This window comes from Paenibacillus sp. 2TAB23, from assembly GCF_052115165.1.
GTDB lineage: Bacteria > Bacillota > Bacilli > Paenibacillales > Paenibacillaceae > Pristimantibacillus.
Genome location: NZ_JBFRGD010000013.1, coordinates 170,981 through 189,832 on the forward strand (window position 1 = coordinate 170,981; position 18,852 = coordinate 189,832).

The following is an 18,852-nucleotide window of genomic DNA, read 5'->3' on the forward strand; positions in this document are numbered from 1 at the left end:
CCATTCAATCGAACGCTAGGCTCTTCCAACGCATGAAAGCGTGTCCCATCAGGGACGAAAGCGCTCCTACACAAACGTACCATCGAAAGCACCCATTCAATCGACCACGAGGCTCTTCCAACGTATGAAAGCGTGTCCCTTCAGGACGAAAGCGCTCCTACACAAACGTATCATCCAAGCGCCTCTATTCAGCCAACGTTAGTCAATTGCGGGTGTCCAGAGGGCGCAGCGCCTCGGGGCCCTCCCTTGGAAGGGAGGGTTTGGGAGGGTTCGAAAAGCCTTGGAAGGTTGGTTTTACTTATATTTGCAATCTATAAACATACGTACAATTGCTATAGAGCCTCCGTTCATAAAGTAAATGGAGGTGAATGGAAGATGTACAAAAAAAGATATGCTAGTCGCAATATAAGAGGGAAGCTGCTAGTTTGCAAATATTTATCGGCTAATCGCGATCTGCTGCCTTTTGTGCCCAAAACAGTTTCGTTTAGCCGTGCTAACCTGCAAATGATGCTGGAGCGCTTTGATATGGTATATGTCAAACCCGATGTGGGCTCGCTGGGGATTGGCATATTCAAGCTGATGCGAGTGGAATCGGGCTTCGAGCTGTATGAGCTCATCCGCAAAAAACAATTTCGACGCTCTTATGAATCAATAGATGGGCTGTATAAGCGGCTGCTGAGGGAGAGCGGACGCAAGCTCATTATCCAGAAGGGCATCTATCTAGACCAAGTGAATGAATGCCCTTATGATATCCGGGCGATGGTTCAGCGCAAGCCGGGAGGTAGCTGGGTTTGTACGGGCTTTATGGTCAAAGTCGGCGGCCGCAGCAAAATCGTAACGAATTATTATCAGGGCGGGAAAATTTATTCCATGAATAGGCTCGGCTTAGAGCAAGGATTGTCCCCCGAGGAGACAGCTGGCCGCATCAGCCGCTTAACGGATACTGCGCTGCGAATAGCTCGGGCATTAAGCAAAAAACGTGCAGGCATGCATGAGCTCGGCATCGATTTCGCGTACGGGAAGGAGCAGCAGCTTTGGGTGCTTGAGGTGAATTCGAATCACCCGCAGTTCCATCCGCTTAAGCAGCTGGACCGGGCAGCCTATGATAAAATGAAGCATTTTGCGGCAAGCTATGGCAGACGCGACGCGAAATAGACATTTGGAAGCAGTCCGCTAAAATGGGGATCTGCTTCTTTTTTATATTAATAAATGATGGCGCTTTCCTCGATGATTGAAAAGTATCATTTTTAGTTGTTCAGATAGCTATTAGTCGTTTTAGGATCGAGATAGAATACAAGAAGAACAACAAGAGCAAGGGGGATTGAGTAAGTGGCGCAGCTATCCGTAAATAAAGAGCTCGTTAAAAAACCTAAAACTAAACATGCGTTCATGCGATTTTTGAAGCAAATGGACATCCAGCTAATGGTGCTGCCGGCATTGCTTCTGATCATTGTTTTCAGCTACATTCCGATGTACGGCGTATTGATGGCATTCCAGGATTACAGCATTTTCAAAGGCTTTTTTGCTAGCGAGTGGGTTGGCCTCAAGCACTTTGACATGTTTTTCAGCTCACCGGAGTTTTTTGAGGTCATGCGCAACACGATTGTGATCAGCATGCTGAAATTTTGCATCGGCTTCCCGGCACCGATCGTGCTGGCCTTGATGTTGAATGAAGTGAAGAATATGATGTTCAAGCGGCTTGTACAAACCGTAAGCTACCTGCCGCACTTTATGTCATGGGTCATCGTTTCAGGACTCATCATGTCGATGTTATCGACGGATAATGGCAGCGTGAACATTTTGCTCGAGAAAATGAATTTCATCGAGGAACCGATCAACTTCCTCTCGCTTCCGGAATTGTTCTGGTCCATCCTCGTATCGACTGGGGTATGGAAAGAAATCGGCTTTGGCTCCATCGTTTATCTGGCTGCAATCGCAAGCATCGATCCGAGCATGTACGAGGCGGCTTCCATGGACGGGGCAAGCAAGTTCAAGCAAATTTTCTTGATTACGCTGCCATCCATTATGCCAGTCGTGCTGATCTTCATGATTCTGGCTATCGGCAATTTGTTAAATGCGGGTTTCGAAGATATTCTCCTGCTGGCGGTTAACCCGGTGCTCAGGGACGTATCAGATGTAATTGACACCTATGTCTACCGAGTCGGAATTCAAAGCTCCAGATATTCTTACGCAACGGCGGTCGGCCTATTCAAAGCAGTAATCAGCGTTGGACTTCTGACGATGGCGAACTACCTGGCGCGCAGAGCCGGCAGCAGCTTGTGGTAAACGATACAATTAGCCCGGAAAGGCGGAGGATGCAGTGATCAGGCTTAGCTTCGGAGACCGCATCATGACGGTAACCATCTATATTATTCTCACACTATTGGCTTTTCTAACCTTCTATCCCTTCTGGAATGCGCTGGTCATTTCCTTCAACGCCGGCATAGATACTGCGATGGGCGGCATAACCTTCTGGCCGCGGTCATGGACGCTGGAGAATTACGGCATCGTATTCAAGGACGAGCGTTTGGTTGGCGCTTTCCTCATATCCATCGCCAGAACTGTTGTCGGTACGGCAGCATCCATTCTCGTGACAGCCATATTCGCATACGGCATCTCGAAAAAAGAGCTCATGGGCCGCAAATTTTATATGATTCTGTGTATCATTACGATGTATTTCAGCGGAGGGTTAATTCCTTCCTTCCTCTTAATACGGGAGCTTCACCTAATGAACACATTCTGGGTATTCATTATCCCGTCATTGGTCAGCGTGTGGAATATGATCATATTCCGTACCTTCTTTCAAGGCTTGCCCGCAGGTCTGGAGGAGTCAGCCAAAATCGATGGAAGCGGCAACTGGGGCATATTTTTCCGAATCGTCGTTCCGCTCTCCGGTCCCGTAATTGCGACACTATCGCTGTTCACCGCTGTTTTTCATTGGAATGATTGGTTTGGTCCAAGCATTTATATTACCAATGAAAAGCTGCTGCCTATACAAACGATGCTGAAACAGATTCTGAATTCGAACATTGTCTCCGATCAGATGTCTCAGCTCGATTCTGCTGCGCAAGGCCAATTAGCCAAGATGCGGACAGTTACGAGCAAGTCGTTATCCATGGCGACAATGATGGTGGCCACCATTCCAATTATTATGGTCTATCCATTCGTACAGAAGTATTTCGTCAAGGGCGTACTCGTTGGATCATTGAAAGAGTAGCGGGAACTGAGTGTAGCGTGGTTTAGAGCGTAAGCTTTGAACATATAAAAAAGAGCTTGAAAGGGGATTTTAAACAGATGAAAGCGAAAAGTAAACTGCTCGTCCCTATCGTCTCCGCGTTTATGGCTGTATCCATGCTTGCTGGCTGCAGCAGCAATGGCGGCACAAAGAATAACGGAGAAACGGCAAACAATACGGCGGATGCGAATAACAGCAACAAACCGGCATCGGTTTATGAACTTGGCAAGGAGCAGCTTGATTTTACGCTATACGGCCACTACGACTGGTACACGATGCCAGCTTGGGGCGGCGATATTACGAGCACATGGATCAGAGATACGAAAAAGGTTAATGTGAAACCGATCCACTCCGGCGGAGCGGCGCCTCAGAAGCTGAACACGATGATCGCAACYGGCGATCTGCCTGATGCCATCTGGCTGGAGCGCGTGGATGTAGAGAAGCTTCGCAGCGCGGATATGCTCGTTCCTTTCGACGACTACTTGGACAAATACCCTAACCTGAAGAAGTGGCTTGGTGAGGAAGGCATCAATATGCTTCGCTCCGAGGACGGCAAGCTGTACCAGTTCCCGAACTGGTACACGAAACAGCCTAACGGCAACGCTGGTTATGTCGTTAATAAAAAAATCTACACGGAGCTTGGCTCGCCGAAGCTTGAAACGACGGATGACCTATACAGCTACCTGAAGCTTGTAAAAGAAAAGTATCCGAATGTTGTTCCATATGAGCCGCATTTGGCAAAGGACGGACAAGGCCTTGACGTGCTGTACTCCGCATTCAAAGAAAACGATCAGAAGTTCCCGGGCATGCGTGCTGTGCCGAACGGCGACAAGCTGACTTCGATCTTCCTTGATCCGCAATACCGTGAGTATATGCAGTATACATCGAAGCTGTTCCGCGAGAAATTGATCACGCAGGATGCAATGACGCAAACGATCGATCAAATTACGGAAAAAGTAATGACAGGCCGCGTTGCGGTATTCGCAGCGGCAAGCCCGACTGAAATTGCCATGCAAGCGCATGCCGAGCTCGTGAAAAACGATCCGGAAGCTGGTTATTTCATGATTTGGCCGGTTCATAAAGAAGGTATGGACAAAGACAAGGTTTTCCCTGGCACTTATGGTATGCTTGGTTGGAACGTAACGGTTATTACGAAAAAAGCGAAAAATCCAGAAGCGATCTTCGCATTCTATGATTGGCTGACTGGTGCAGAAGGCCAAAGCGCATTGATGTGGGGACCTCCAGGCATCTATTGGGATGGCGTAGAAGCTGATGGCGAGACACCGATCTTTACGGAGAAATACACTTCCGATGCAGGCGAGCTGGCTAAGCTTCAAGCCATTACGACGAACCTGAACTGGGTGGGCAATACGGTATTCCTTGATACGACGAAAGCGAAATTCGAAGCAACGCTTCCTGTAGAGCAGCAAAACTGGTCGACTCGTTACCAACGTGAGATTACGTGGAAAACGCAATCCAACGCTACGGAATTTATCAATATCGATCCGCAGCCGGATACAGAGGAAGGCATCATCCGTCAACGTATCGAGGATATGTATCTTGAGGTTAGAGCGAAAGCATTGTTCGCTAAGAATGATGCGGAAGTGCTGGCTATTCTAGATCAAGCGGAGAAGGATGCGCAAGCTGCCGGCTACGACAAGCTGTTGGCGTTCAAGACAGAGAAATGGCAAGCTAATCTTGCAAAAATGAAAACGCAATAATCAAATAGATCATGAAAAACGACGGGTATACTAAGTTATTTAGTATACCCGAGTTTTTCGTTTTTCCAGCGTTATTTTAGCTGCCTCACATTTCGTGTTTTTACAAATTGGAGCTGATAGGATCATGTATAAAGTATTGCTTGCCGACGATGAGAGACTGGACTTGGAAGGAATGCGCACCTTCATTCCGTGGCAGGATCTTGGCATGGAGGTTGTAGCAGGCGTAATGAACGGCTTTGATGCGTGCAAGGTGCTCGATACGGAGAAGGTCGACATTATCGTAACGGATGTTCGAATGCCGAATATGACAGGCCTTGAGCTGGCGAGACGCGCGCTTGAGCGGTCAAAGGACATCAAAATTATTTTTGTAAGCGGCTATCAGGATTTCAGCTACGTGAAGCAGGCACTGTCGTTAAACGCGGTCAATTATGTGCTGAAGCCAATGGATGACCAAGAGCTGATTGATTCCCTGCTTAAGGTGCGCGGCGATCTGGACGAGGAGCGTCAACGACAGGATGCCTACTGGCAGATGGTTCCGATTGTGAAAAATGAATATTTGCTGCAGCTGCTCGAAGGGACGAGCAGTGAAAAGACGATTGAGGTCCTCAGCCAAGAATATGAAATGGACCGGTTCCAATTTCCCGGCATAGCCGCGGTCCTTGAAATCGACGATCGCTCTTGGAAGCCGAACGAAGAAAGTCAGACCGAGACCGATGAGATGCAGCAGGTGGTCACTTTGTGCAGGGAACTTGGCGTACGGCAGATTTGTAAAATAAACAAGACGCGAATCGCCCTGCTTATTGAGCATTCAGAGGGTGAATCTATACCGGAACAGGTTGTTCAACAGGTGAAGCGGAAATTAGCATTCTCCATTACGGCTGGCGTCGGAGATTCATGCGGCATGATTGGCGAGCTGTCGCAGTCCTATAAGCAGGCAGTAGAGGCGCTTGATCTGAAAATGTTCTACGGGAAAGGCAGAGTAATCGGCCACGGTGAGGTCAGGCTTTCCGAGAAAGAGGATGTCAAGCATCTGGATGCGAAGCTGGAAGCGTTGTTTGGCGCCATGTCCGGCTATGAGCTGGTACGGATTCATGACGAGCTTGACGAATTGTTCCAGGTTGCCAAAAGCTTGAAATCAAAGTTGACGCTGCGCAATTATGCTCTCTATATCGTGATGAAGCTTGACAATTACTTGCAAAGAACGAACGAAAACGTATACCAGCTGCTTGGCCTTGAGCTGAGCAATTATGATATTATGATGCAGTTCGAAACGATCAATGACATTCATCTCTGGCTGCGGCGCCGCGTCTATGAAATTTCCGAGACGCTGCAAATGAACAAGCAGAAAAAGAATTGGAAGCTGATCAAGCAAATCATCGATTTCATGAAAGAACGTACGCATGATAATATTACGCTGCGTGATTTGGCGGAGCAGTTCTCCTTGTCGCCGAACTATCTCGGTTTGATTTTCAAAGAAGAAACGGGCAAAAACTTTAGCGAATATTTCATTCAGCTGCGAATGGAGAAGGCGTGCGAGCTGCTAAAAATGACGAATCTGAAAATTTACGAAATCGCTGACCGGGTTGGCTACCGCCACCTGCCGTATTTCAGCAGACAATTCAAGGAAATGTACGGCATGACGCCGTTGGAGTATAGAAGAACATGACGAACGCGAAGCAGGAGCATCGCTACATGCCGTTTGGGATCAAGCTGATGCTTACCTACAGTTTGTTTATCATCATACCGGTCATGCTGGTCGGCTATGCGGCCAATATCATATTTACGAACTCGATCCAAGAGCGTACGCGCGAGATCAATCACGGTACCTTGGAGCAAATGAAGGATAATATTACTTATAAAATGGATGACATGTCTCGTTTATCGGACATGCTTTATTTCGATAGCAATTTAGCTTCGTATTTAAGGCACTATGAGGAAGGCTGGGTCAGCTATGAAGCAACGACGAAGCAGCTCCTTCCAAAAATCCAAACGACGATTGAAGCGGCAAACAACAAGATGCGCCTTGCGGTTTATTTGCACAATGACACTCTGCCTGAGATCTACCACAATTACAAAAATATGGATCCGCTTAATTCCGAAGGTCCTTTATTTGATCTATACAATATCATGAGAATTAAGGATAAAGCTTGGTACATGAACTACCCGAAGGAGAAGTACGGACAAACGCTGCAATGGAAGCAGATCGAAGCGGATTCCAAATTCGGTCATATTTCACTGCTGAGGCGGCTTGTGAACATGAATGATCCCATCACGCTGGAGGAGATTGGCTTCGTTCGCATCAGCTTGCGGCTGACAGATTTACTGGAGAGCGTCGATTCCGAAAAAATCGGCAAAGGCACGAAAATTTTCGCGATCGACGAAAACCGCAAGATTATGTTTTCCTCCGGCGATACGGATTACCGGCTTGGCGAGACGTTAAGCGAAGAGAAAATTTCTAATTACTGGGTCATTGACGAGCAGCTTCCGGAGCTGAATTGGCATTTGCTTGCACTCGTACCGACGGACATTATGGAAAAGGCGACAAATGAAGTAAGGCTGTGGACCGTACTCATTTGCTTAGCTTGCTATGTGGTATTCTCTTTCGCGGGCTTGTTCATCTCACGGTTCTATTCGCGAAAGGTATCCAAAATCATTCGCGTGCTGGATGCCTTTCAGGAAGGCAATTTCCAGAAAAAGATTATGTTCAAGGGCAAGGATGAATTCACCCGGATTTCCGTCGCCTTGAATGAAATGGGCCAGAACATCGACGAGCTTATTCAAGAAGTGTATATGACGAATATTAAGAAAAAGGAAGCGGAGCTGGAGTCGCTGCAAGCGCAAATCAATCCGCATTTCCTTTACAACACGTTATCCTCGATTAGCCGGCTGGCTAAATTCGGCGAGGTCGATAAGCTGCAGCGGATGGTGCTGGACCTGGCAAAGTTCTACCGCTTGTCGCTTAACGAGGGAAGAACGGTCATTCCGATTAAAAACGAATTGGAGCAGGTCGGGGCATACATTAACATTCAGAAAACGAAGTTTGGCGACGGAATGGAAGCTTTTTTTGACATTGACCCGGATATATTGCGATTTACGACTGTGAAGCTCATACTCCAGCCTTTTATCGAAAATGCATTGGAGCATGCATGGTATGGGGATCGCATTAACATCCGGATCGTCGGCAAGCTGAAGGACGGTCTGATTACCTTTCAAATCATTGATGACGGAGTCGGCATACATCCCGAAATATTGCGCCAGCTGTCAGATCCGGTGGAGAGCCTGAATGTCGGCTACGGCATCCGTAACGTTGACGGAAGGATAAGGCTGCACTTTGGCGTGGATTACGGCGTCAAGATCGTCAGCAAGCGCGGAATGGGTACGTCGGTTTGCATAACGATTCCAGCAAATAAAAAACAAGGTGAAAAGGAACGTCCTCATTAAGGTGAGGGCGTTTTTGTTTGTTTTCAATACTTATGTAATAAAACCTAACATAAGTATTGACACATCCGTACGTTACCACCTATAATTCGGTTAAACGTTAGGTTTTATGACAAGTGAATATTGGTTCTCGAGCAAGAGCAATGAGAACGACAAGCAGTCTAGGGTTCCGTTAACGCCGAGCAGGTCGTTAAGTCTGGTCCGAGAGACGGCGTATAGATGAAGGGGCTTTACGTGACCCCATCTATATAACACGGAAGGATAAAAGCCTGGGAGATCACTCTCCCAGGCTTTTATTTTTTTTATATAAGCATTTATATGTATTCACATGTATTCACATGTAAATGTGCTTATCTATCTACGCGAAACGACTGCTTTTCCAAAGAGGACTTTATAAAAAACAGATGACTGGAGTGGGGAAAATGAAAAAAACGCTTAGATCAACAGCGGCACTTATACTTATCGTAGTTATGGGATTGGTAGCAGCATGCTCCGGAAACGCAAAGAATTCGGCAGGTGGAACGGCTGGCGATCCGATTACGATCGCGCTTAGTCCTTGGCCGGGCTGGTATATGTGGTATTTGGTGGAGGAGAAGGGCTTTTTTGAACAACATGGCGTTGACGTGAAGCTGGAATTCTTCCCCGTGTACAGTGATTCTTTGCAGGCGATCGCGGCGGGCAAGGTGGATGCGAACAGCCAGACGCTCAGCGACTCGCTCGCGCCGCTGTCGAAGGGAATTGGTCTAAAGGCAGTGCTTGTGAATGATAATTCATTCGGAGGCGATGCCATTGTGAGCAAACCGGACATCAACTCCATTAAGGATCTGAAAGGGAAGACTGTTGCGACTGAGCTCGGGACGGTGGATCATTTCCTGCTGCTGACTGCGCTTGCCGAGAACGGCATGGACGAGAAGGATATCAAATATGTGAACATGACCGTGAATGATGCTGGCCCCGCTTTTATTTCCGGAAATACGGATGCATCGGTGCTTTGGGAGCCATTCCAGACGACGGCTGTCAAAGAGGGCAAAGGCAAGGTGCTTTATTCATCCAAGGAGACGCCGGGGCTGATCCCCGATCTGCTCGTGTTCCGTCAATCCGTCGTGGAGAAGCGTCCTGAGGATGTGCAAAAAATCGTCGATGCTTGGTTTGATGCACTTGCTTGGTATGAAGCGAATAAAGAAGAAGCGATTAAGCTGCTCGCCGAGAAAGCGGAGTCTACGCCGGAGGACTTTAAGCTGGGCCTCGACAGCATCAAGCTGTTTGGGGTGGACGACAACATCAAAGCGTTCGAGAAACGCGACGAGTACTCTTCATTGAGCTATACGGGCATGAAAACGGCACAATTCCTTTACAATTTGGATATGGTCGACAAGCTGGACAGCGTAGATGAGCTGTTCGATCCTCAATTCGTAAATAACAAAGCTGGGAAGTGATAGACGATGAGAACGCCATTACGACGTAAACCGCACACCTTTCAAATTTTCAAAGACATCGGACCTAGGCCGTTTGCCGTAACGGCGGGTTTCTCTTTCATCCTGCTGCTTGCAATATGGTCGCTGCTCAGCTACACGGAGACGGTAAGTCCCATCTTTCTTCCTAAGCCTCACGCGGTGCTCGTGCAGCTTATTCTGAATCTGGGCAGCCCGGAATATTGGGGGCATATCGGAATCAGCGTATTCCGTGTAACGGCAGGTTTCCTGCTTGCCTGCGTCATCGCCATACCGATTGGCGTGTTCGCCGGAACATTCAAGTACGGCGAAGCCTTCGTAGAGCCGCCAATGGAGTTCATACGCTACATGCCAGCAGTTGCTTTCATTCCGCTCATCATGGTATGGGCGGGCATCGGCGAATGGGCGAAGGTGCTGCTTATCTTTATCGGCTGTTTTTTCCAGCTCGTACTGATGGTGTCCGATATTACGAGACGCGTATCGCATGATTTGCTGCATGCTTCCTTCACCCTTGGGGCATCAAGGTGGAAGGCCATCGAAACGGTTATTATTCCGGCTATCCAGCCGCAGTTAATGAACACGTTAAGGCTCATATTGGGCTGGGCCTGGACTTATCTCGTCGTTGCGGAGCTCGTTGCGGTCAGCAGCGGACTGGGCTACCAGATTATGAAGGCGCAGCGCTTCCTGAACACGGATGAAATATTCGTAGGCATCATTGTCATTGGGCTGCTTGGCCTAATCAGCGACCGAATATTTGCCTTCTTGAATCGCAGGCTTTTCCCTTGGGCTTAACGCCAGAGAGTATGCGAAAGGCATGACAACTGAATATAGGTTCTCAAGATTATCGTTGAGAACAAATAGCTGTCTAGGGTTCCGCTTCAAGTGGCCGACGGGATATAAGGCGAAACGTCCTTGCCGTCTGTCATTCGCTGGTCTGGTCCGAGAGACGGCATACAGCTTGCTTATTTCAGTCATGGATGAAGCTGTAGCACACGGAAGGACAAAAGCCTGGGAGATTATTCTCTTAGGCTATCTTTTTATCTAAAATAGTGATTTCCAAGGAGGAAACGGCGATGAGCAGCATTTGGAGCACGACAATACGGCCAGGAGGCAAATGGTCTGGAACGATTAGCAGAGGCAGATTGGTCCGGTTCACCGCTCTCGAAGCAGGAGCTAATCTGGCCATGCTTTTATATCACGCAGGGGACTTGACGGAGCGCTACAACATGCCGGATACGTTAAAAGCTCAGCATACCTCGCATCTCACGAGGGGGAACGTGCTTATGAGCGATAACGGAAGATCATTGGCGAGCATCGTCGATGACCAGCTAGGCTGGCATGATCCGATAAGCGGCTATACGAGCAGGGCGGCTACGGATTCGAAATATGGAAAAACGACGTATCAGGAGCTGCGGAATGAGTGGCTGCACAGCGGTCAAGAGAACTTGGCGGTCGAGCTGGTTCGAAACGGATTAGGCGTGAGGGATTTAATGCCTGTCGTCAATTTGTTCTCCAAGGTGTATTGCGATGAACGGGGCAGCATGCATTATAGTTTGGGCCACTGCCCGGCAGGCGCTTCCGTTACGCTTAGAACCGATATGGATGTCCTTCTGGTTCTGTCGAATACGCCGAATCCGCTAGATCCGCGAGCCGAGTATCCATCCGTGCCTGTACAAGTTGAAGTACTGAAGGCTGAAGCTGTTCAGGATGACGATTATTGCTTGAATTATCGCCCGGAGAACCGTCGCGCCTATGAGAATACGCAGGAGTATTATTTGCTGCAAGGGCTATAGAGCTTAAATACGAGCAATTAGGAGGAATGAAGCATGACAGTATTTAATCGGGTTGAGAGCCAGCGCATGGCGGAGGATGCCATATATGACGAAGTGATCGCAGCCGGAGATGGCTGGATGTATGACCTGGAACCGGGACAAGTGCTTCGAATCGTCGATTTGGACGGGAACCAGGCGGCAGACACCTTGTTCTACGATGCGGAGCAGCCCGAGGACCATTACAGCGCGGTCGCGACGATTGCCGGGCAAGGAAATATCTATCTCACGACTGGCTCTGTGCTGCTGGCCGAATCCGGCAAAGAATTGCTGAAGATCGTCGCGGATACTTGCGGCCGCCATGACACAGTCGGAGGCTCCTGCTCCGCCCAAAGCAATACGGTCCGCTACTCGCATGATAAGCTCCACATGCACAATTGCCGTGACACGTTTATGCTCCAGCTGGCTAAGCGGAACGAGAGCTATTCGAAACGGGACCTTGCTCCGAATATTAACTTTTTCATGAACGTGCCCGTAACGGCCGAAGGCGGTCTCCAATTTGCGGATGGCGTGTCTTCGCCTGGTGCTTACGTAGAGCTCCAATCGCTATGCAAAGTGACGGCGCTGCTCAGTAATTGCCCGCAGCTCAACAATCCATGCAACGCGTACAACCCGACGCCGGTGAGGGTGCTTATCTGGAATCAATAGCAGCATGCAGCCTAATAAACAGATTATAGATTGATAGGGCGAGGAGAGGTTACGATGTTTACGAAAATATTGATTGCGAATCGCGGCGCTATTGCCGTTCGAATAGAGCGCACCTTGCGCAAGCTTGGCATCGCTTCGGTGGCTGTGTATACCGGCGCGGATCAGGATAGCTTACATGTTGACAATGCGGATGAAGCGGTATTCATTGGTGATGGCCCTGCGAAAGAGAGCTACCTGAATACGGAGCTTATTCTAAAGACCGCGCTTGAGACCGGTGCTCAGGCCATTCACCCAGGTTATGGCTTCCTAAGCGAGAACGCGGATTTCGCCCGTGCTTGCCGGGAGCATGGCATCGTATTTATTGGACCGTCGCCGGAGCAAATGGAAATGTTCGGCCTGAAGCATTCAGCAAGGGAATTGGCGGAGCGTGCAGGGGTGCCGCTGCTGCCGGGTACGGCGCTGCTAACGGAGCTAGAGGAAGCGATCGAACAGGCAGCGCGAATCGGTTATCCGGTCATTCTGAAAAGCACAGCTGGAGGCGGCGGCATCGGCATGCGGGTATGCGCGGATGAAGAAGCGCTGCGTGCGGCATTTGACGGTGTGAAGCATTTGGCGGAAACCAACTTCAAAAACGGCGGCATGTTTTTGGAGAAGTATATCGCAAGGGCACGCCATGTCGAGGTACAGATATTCGGCAATGCCCATGGCGAGGTTGTCACGCTTGGCGAGCGCGATTGTTCCATTCAGCGCCGCAACCAGAAGGTGATAGAGGAGAGCCCGGCTCCGAATCTGTCGGATGAGGTTCGCAGCGCGATGTTTGGCGCCGCGAAGCGCTTGGCTGCAGAAGCCGGATATCGCAGCGCAGGCACGGTTGAATACTTGTATGATCCGGATTCTTGCGCGTTTTATTTCCTCGAGGTCAATACCAGGCTGCAAGTCGAGCATGGCGTAACCGAAGAGGTGCTGGGCATTGATTTGGTCGAATGGATGGTTCGCGAAGCGGCGAATGAGCTTTTCGATTTGCATACGCTTATTAAAAAGCCAGTAGGCCATAGCATTCAGGCCCGCATTTATGCGGAGGATTGCCTGCAGGGCTTCCGTCCGAGCGCTGGGCAGCTGGATCAAGCCGTATTCTCAGCTGACGCTCGCAATGAATCATGGGTAAGGGATGGGCTTACCGTTACGACGCTTTATGATCCGATGCTGGCGAAGGTCATCGTGCATGGCGCGAATCGCGCGGATGCGATTCAGAAGCTGATTCAGGCGCTTGGCGAGACACGGATGTACGGGATTACGACGAATTTGCAATATGTACGGGCACTGCTTATGGATCAAGAAGTCATGGACGGCCACGTATACACGCAGCTGTTGAACGGCTTCGAGCCGGCAGAGCAGGCTATCGAAGTCATCGACGGCGGTGTCCAGACGACGGTTCAGGATTGGCCGGGACGTGTCGGTCACTGGGACGTAGGCGTTCCGCCATGCGGTCCGATGGACCCGTACTCGTTCCGAATCGGCAACAAGCTGCTTGGGAACGACGATCACGCAGCGGGCCTCGAGCTGACGCTGCGCGGCGGCTCGTACAAATTCCGCAGCGCTGCATGGTTCTGCATCACGGGAGCTGACATGGATGCGGAGCTGGACGGCGTGCGAACGGAGCTTTATAAGCCGGTGTTCGCAGAGCGCGGACAGGTGCTCAGCTTCGGCGAGGCGCAGCTCGGCTTGCGCACGTACTTGCTCGTAGCCGGCGGCTTCGACATGCCGCTCATTCTTGGCAGTTCATCGACCTTCACGCTTGGCGGCTTCGGCGGACATGGCGGCCGGGCGCTGCGGTCGGGAGACGTTCTTGGTATAAACGAAGGAGCCGTACCTTCGGCTAAGCGGGAGCTTGCGATGGATGAGAGGCCGCAGCTGGCGCGTGATTGGACGATTGGCGTTATTCCAGGTCCGCATTGCACAGGTGAGTTTTTGAAGCCTGAGTATTTGAAGCAGTTATCTGAGACGGTGTTCGAAGTGCATTTCAACAGCTCACGCACTGGCGTTCGTTTGATTGGTCCGGCACCGCTATGGACCCGTGAGGACGGCGGAGAAGCGGGGCTTCATCCATCCAACATTCACGATAACGCTTATGCGATCGGTACGCTTGATCTTACCGGCGATATGCCGATCCTGTTAGGTCCTGACGGACCTAGTCTCGGCGGGTTTGTATGTCCGGTAACGACCGCTTCGGCACAGTTCTGGAAGATCGGGCAGCTGCATGCCGGAGATAAGGTTCGATTCCAATTGCTAACGCTGGAAGAAGCGGATGGGCTTAGAGATGCACAGGAGCAGCGGCTCGCTTCGATTGGCGCAGGCGTGCGAGAGGGTTTGCCATCCTCGGAGCTTCCGGCTGAAGCCTCCGAGTTGTCGCCGGATTACCCGCTTCTTGTTCATCAGACAGAGGGCTGCCGCTTTCCGATCACCATTCGCTGCAGCGGCGACGAAAATCTGCTTGTTGAATACGGCGAGCTAGAGCTGGACCTGCTTCTGCGTTTTCAAGCGCATGCGCTCATGCAGGCAATAGAGCAGTCGGGAAAAATCCCGGTGTTGGATTTGACGCCGGGCATTCGCTCCTTGCAGGTGCATATTGACCGTTCCAAAATAACGGTTGGCGAGGCTTGCGGCATTATTTTGGAGCTCGACAGCGCGCTTCCGCCACTGGAGTCGATACAGGTACCCTCGCGTATCGTACGCCTTCCGTTATCATGGGATGACCCAGCGACGCAGCTTGCCATTGATCGTTACCAGCAGACCGTCCGCCCGGACGCGCCTTGGTGTCCGAGCAATATCGAGTTTATTAGACGGGTCAACGGCTTGGATAATCTCGCCGATGTACAGCGAATCGTATATGAAGCGAATTATTTGGTGCTTGGGCTTGGTGATGTTTACCTTGGCGCACCGGTTGCAACCCCTGTCGACCCGCGGCATCGGCTCGTGACGACGAAATATAATCCGGCACGGACATGGACGCCGGAGAATGCAGTCGGTATCGGCGGAGCTTACATGTGCGTATATGGCATGGAGGGACCGGGCGGCTACCAGTTTGTCGGCCGGACGATTCAAATGTGGAACCGGCTGCGCAGCACGGAGAGCTTTAAGCCTGGGAAGCCGTGGCTGCTGCGGTTCTTTGACCAAATTCAGTTTTATCCGGTGGAAGCGGATGAGCTGCTGAAGCTGCGCGAGGATTTCCTTCGCGGCCGCTATGAAGCGGATATTACGGAGACGACGTTCGATCTCGGCCAATATTTAAAGTTTTTGGATGAAATCGAGGAGAGTGCTGCGGCATTCAAGGAAAAACAGCAGGCGGCATTCCAAGCGGAGCGGGAGAGCTGGAAAGAGCTTGGTCTTGCCGAGTATGTTGCGGAGCAGGAGCCGGCCCGCACGGGCGAAGAGGATGCGCTGCAGGAGGGGGCCGCGGCGGTTCGCTGCACGATGCCGGGAAGCGTATGGAAGGTGCTCGTACAGCCAGGACAGCAAGTGAAGAAAGGCGATACGCTAATTATCGTCGAGAGTATGAAGATGGAATTCTCGCAGCAGGCTTCATGTGACGGCATGGTTTGTTCCGTGCATGTAGAGCCTGGCGAGCAGGTTCATTCCGGACAGCTAATCGCCGGGATAATGCAGCTTAAGGAAGCGGAGGCGGCAGTATGAGCGAGATGAATTTTCCTGAGAAGTTGACCGTAGAGTGGCTGCGTCTGGCATACAGCAGCGGGACACTGACACCAGCTGATGTATTGGCAGAGGTTGTCCGTCGAGCGGAAGCGGATGCGTCTATGAATATCTGGATTACGCCGCCATCCTTGGAGCTGGCGCAGCCTTATCTGGACCGGCTTGCGCTGCTGGATCGGAGCAGATCTCCGCTGTGGGGGATTCCTTTCGCCATCAAAGATAATATCGATATGGCTGATGTACCGACAACGGCTGGCTGCGCGGAGTTCGCCTATACGCCTAAAGAACATGCGACGGTAGTCGAACGGCTAGTTGCGGCCGGTGCGATTCCGATTGGCAAAACCAATCTGGATCAGTTTGCCACGGGACTTGTCGGTACCCGAAGTCCTTATGGCGAAACCCATAACGCGCTGCGGCCGGAGTTGATCAGCGGCGGCTCCAGCTCCGGCTCGGCAGTCGCAGTGGCTCGCGGCCAAGCGGTGTTTGCGCTCGGCACGGATACGGCCGGCTCTGGCCGTGTACCTGCAGCACTGAATGGACTCGTTGGCTACAAACCGAGTCTCGGCGCCTGGCCGGTCAAAGGTGTCGTACCTGCCTGCGCAAGCCTTGATTGCGTAACGGTGTTCGCTCACCATTTGGAGGAATCTCTGCTAGTGGATTGTGTTGCGAGAGGGATCGATGAACATGATCCTTGGTCGCGAGAGGTTACGAGGCTGAAAGCAGAACGGCCTTCTAAGCTATGCTTGCCAAGGGAGGCAGCGGCATTCTACGGTCCTTTCGCAGAGCCATATGAGGCTGCTTGGCTAGCTTCGGTTGAACGGCTGGAGCAGCTCGGAATTCCGATCGAATATATAGATGGGGAGCTCTTCTCGGCTGCGGCGGAGCTGCTGTACGGAGGTCCGTTTGTGGCTGAGCGATGGGCTGATTTAAGCGGATTTATCGAAGGAAATCCCGGTGTCGCATTTCCGGTGACGGAGCAGGTATTGCGTTCTGGCGCTGCAGCGGAATATGACGCGGCATCCTTGTTTACCGCGCTGCATAAGCTGCAGTCCTATAAGCTTAAAGCTAGAAAGCTGCTTCAGAATGCGGTGCTCGTCATGCCGACCTGCGGCGGGACTTGGACGCGCGAGCAATTGAACCTTAACAAGGTCGGTGCGAACAGCGACATGGGCCGGTATACGAATCATTGTAATTTGCTTGATCTTTGCGCGGTAGCTTTGCCGTCGGGCAATGCAGGCGAGAAGCTGCCATTTGGCATTACGCTGTTTGCGCTTGCCGAGAATGAGCATTTAATCGATGGTGCCGCGCGCTCGATTCAAAGCGGCAGTGTGGAGCTGGCTCTTTCCGCAGCTAATGAAAACGAACCTGTACAGAAAGCAGAGAAAGCTGAAGCCGTTCGTTCTGAGGCGATGATTACGGTCGCGGTTTGTGGTTTGCATATGCGCGGCTATCCGCTTGAGAAGCAGATGGAAGGCTTGCATGCCCGCTTTGTCCGTGAAGGAAGCTCCGCTCCGCGCTATAAGCTCGTGAAGCTGCCGACAACGCCGGCGAAGCCGGGCATGATCAAGCAGCAGGAGGGAGGAGCAAGTATCGAGCTCGAGCTGTGGGAAATGTCGGCCGCAGCCTTTGGTGAATTTGTTTCCTTAATTCCGTCACCGCTGGGCATCGGAAAGGTTGAGCTGCTTGACGGGACTGAAGTATCCGGCTTCGTTTGCGAGGCGTATGCAGCTGTCGATGCGGAGGATATTACCGCGTACGGCGGCTGGCGCCACCTTCCGCTAGGATAAGAGGAAGAATTAAAAATGGACTCTCTAGCCTTGTTAACTGGGCCTGGGAGTCTATTTTTTTATTTTGATATAGGGTCTACGTAAGTAAGGGGAGCAGCTCAAGAAACCGTTTCGCAGCCGCGGATTGCGGCACGCCACGCAAAGTAGCGATGCCGATGCTTCGCGCGGGAATGACGGGATTAAGCGGAATTTCAATTAGCGCTCCTGAGGCCAGCTCATCCTGAATATACTCCCGTACAAGAAAGGCAAGGCCGAATCCGCTGCGCGCGAATTGGGCGAGCAGGTCGAAGCTGCCAAGCTCAAGCTCGGGAGCCAGCGACACGCCGTTTGATTTCGCATACGCGTCGAGATAGCGGCGGGTTCCGGCGCTTTTTTCCAGCAGCAGCAGCGGATAATCGGATAGCTCTCCCAGCTGCAGCACAGATGCGCCAAGCTCTGAGTAAGCAGCGCCGCAGGCGAGAACATCTTGCAGGGGCGCACTGACCCGAAATTCAAGCTGATTGTCTGAAGCAGGCATATGCACAACACCGAAATCGATTTTACCTTCTTTCAGCAGCATAATCGTCTCAGGTGTCGTACGATTCGTTACGCGGATACGGATGCCGGGGTAGTCTGCATGGAACCGCTCCAAGTAAGGCAGCAAATAATGCTTGCACAGCGTATCGCTGGCTCCGATGCTGATCTCTCCGCTTTGCAAATTTTGCATTTCAGCTAGCATTTTCTCTCCTGTCTCCATGAAACGGTATGCTTGCTCGATGTAACGAAAGAGCACCTCGCCTTCTGTCGTAAGCTTAACTCCCTTTGCCATGCGAAAAAACAACGGCCCGCCGAGCTTAGCCTCGAGCTGCTTGATGGTATGCGTGACAGCGGGCTGCGTAATATAAAGCTGCTCTGCGGCACGAGATAGGCTGCCTGTTTTGGCTGTCCAGTAAAAAACCCGATACCACTCCATATTAACAATCATAGTTATTATCCCACCTAATATCTTGTATTAGTTATATCAATTATTCTGATGCTTATATGTTTATTATAATA

Annotated in this window: 13 protein-coding genes and 2 riboswitches; of the genes, 12 read left to right on the forward strand and 1 reads right to left on the reverse strand. The window is 50.9% G+C overall.

What is annotated here, in order from left to right; genetic code table 11:
* The first annotated feature begins 375 nt into the window (after positions 1 to 375).
* From AB4Z29_RS19340 to atzF, 12 genes are all read left to right on the forward strand, one after another.
* The gene (locus AB4Z29_RS19340; RefSeq protein WP_441944641.1) at positions 376 to 1,155 is read left to right on the forward strand and encodes a YheC/YheD family protein; all 780 of its coding nucleotides are present in this window, start codon (positions 376 to 378) and stop codon (positions 1,153 to 1,155) included.
* A gap of 174 nt (positions 1,156 to 1,329) precedes the next feature.
* A complete protein-coding gene (locus tag AB4Z29_RS19345) occupies positions 1,330 to 2,286 on the forward strand; it encodes an ABC transporter permease (protein WP_441944642.1) in 957 nt (318 codons plus the stop codon).
* Between the two features lie 34 nt (positions 2,287 to 2,320).
* Positions 2,321 to 3,217, forward strand: coding sequence for a carbohydrate ABC transporter permease (locus tag AB4Z29_RS19350; protein WP_441944643.1), 897 nt, complete (start codon positions 2,321 to 2,323; stop codon positions 3,215 to 3,217).
* Between the two features lie 77 nt (positions 3,218 to 3,294).
* The gene (locus AB4Z29_RS19355) at positions 3,295 to 4,956 is read left to right on the forward strand and encodes an extracellular solute-binding protein (protein WP_441944644.1); all 1,662 of its coding nucleotides are present in this window, start codon (positions 3,295 to 3,297) and stop codon (positions 4,954 to 4,956) included.
* A gap of 124 nt (positions 4,957 to 5,080) precedes the next feature.
* The gene (locus AB4Z29_RS19360) at positions 5,081 to 6,622 is read left to right on the forward strand and encodes a response regulator (protein ID WP_441944645.1); all 1,542 of its coding nucleotides are present in this window, start codon (positions 5,081 to 5,083) and stop codon (positions 6,620 to 6,622) included.
* The gene (locus tag AB4Z29_RS19365) at positions 6,619 to 8,397 is read left to right on the forward strand and encodes a sensor histidine kinase (protein WP_441944646.1); all 1,779 of its coding nucleotides are present in this window, start codon (positions 6,619 to 6,621) and stop codon (positions 8,395 to 8,397) included. Before AB4Z29_RS19360 ends, AB4Z29_RS19365 begins: the two co-directional genes overlap by 4 nt.
* A gap of 147 nt (positions 8,398 to 8,544) precedes the next feature.
* Positions 8,545 to 8,672, forward strand: a riboswitch (guanidine-I (ykkC/yxkD leader).
* 144 nt (positions 8,673 to 8,816) lie between these two features.
* The gene (locus tag AB4Z29_RS19370; RefSeq protein ID WP_441944647.1) at positions 8,817 to 9,830 is read left to right on the forward strand and encodes an ABC transporter substrate-binding protein; all 1,014 of its coding nucleotides are present in this window, start codon (positions 8,817 to 8,819) and stop codon (positions 9,828 to 9,830) included.
* 6 nt (positions 9,831 to 9,836) lie between these two features.
* Positions 9,837 to 10,637 carry an ABC transporter permease gene (locus AB4Z29_RS19375; protein WP_441944648.1) on the forward strand — a complete coding sequence of 267 codons (801 nt, stop codon included), beginning with the start codon at positions 9,837 to 9,839 and terminating at the stop codon, positions 10,635 to 10,637.
* Positions 10,638 to 10,699: 62 nt separating this feature from the next.
* A riboswitch (guanidine-I (ykkC/yxkD leader) is annotated at positions 10,700 to 10,862 on the forward strand.
* Positions 10,863 to 10,918: 56 nt separating this feature from the next.
* Entirely contained in the window at positions 10,919 to 11,638 is a 720-nt protein-coding gene (locus tag AB4Z29_RS19380) for an urea amidolyase associated protein UAAP1 (protein ID WP_441944649.1), read from the forward strand.
* Positions 11,639 to 11,671: 33 nt separating this feature from the next.
* Complete coding sequence (locus tag AB4Z29_RS19385) at positions 11,672 to 12,322, forward strand: urea amidolyase associated protein UAAP2 (RefSeq protein WP_441944650.1); 651 nt, start codon at positions 11,672 to 11,674, stop codon at positions 12,320 to 12,322.
* 54 nt (positions 12,323 to 12,376) lie between these two features.
* The gene (gene uca / locus AB4Z29_RS19390) at positions 12,377 to 16,012 is read left to right on the forward strand and encodes an urea carboxylase (RefSeq protein WP_441944651.1); all 3,636 of its coding nucleotides are present in this window, start codon (positions 12,377 to 12,379) and stop codon (positions 16,010 to 16,012) included.
* Entirely contained in the window at positions 16,009 to 17,817 is a 1,809-nt protein-coding gene (gene atzF / locus AB4Z29_RS19395) for an allophanate hydrolase (protein WP_441944652.1), read from the forward strand. Before uca ends, atzF begins: the two co-directional genes overlap by 4 nt.
* A gap of 76 nt (positions 17,818 to 17,893) precedes the next feature.
* Here atzF and AB4Z29_RS19400 read toward each other — a convergent pair whose 3' ends face one another.
* Positions 17,894 to 18,781 carry a LysR family transcriptional regulator gene (locus tag AB4Z29_RS19400; RefSeq protein ID WP_441944653.1) on the reverse strand — a complete coding sequence of 296 codons (888 nt, stop codon included), beginning with the start codon at positions 18,779 to 18,781 and terminating at the stop codon, positions 17,894 to 17,896.
* Positions 18,782 to 18,852 lie beyond the last annotated feature (71 nt).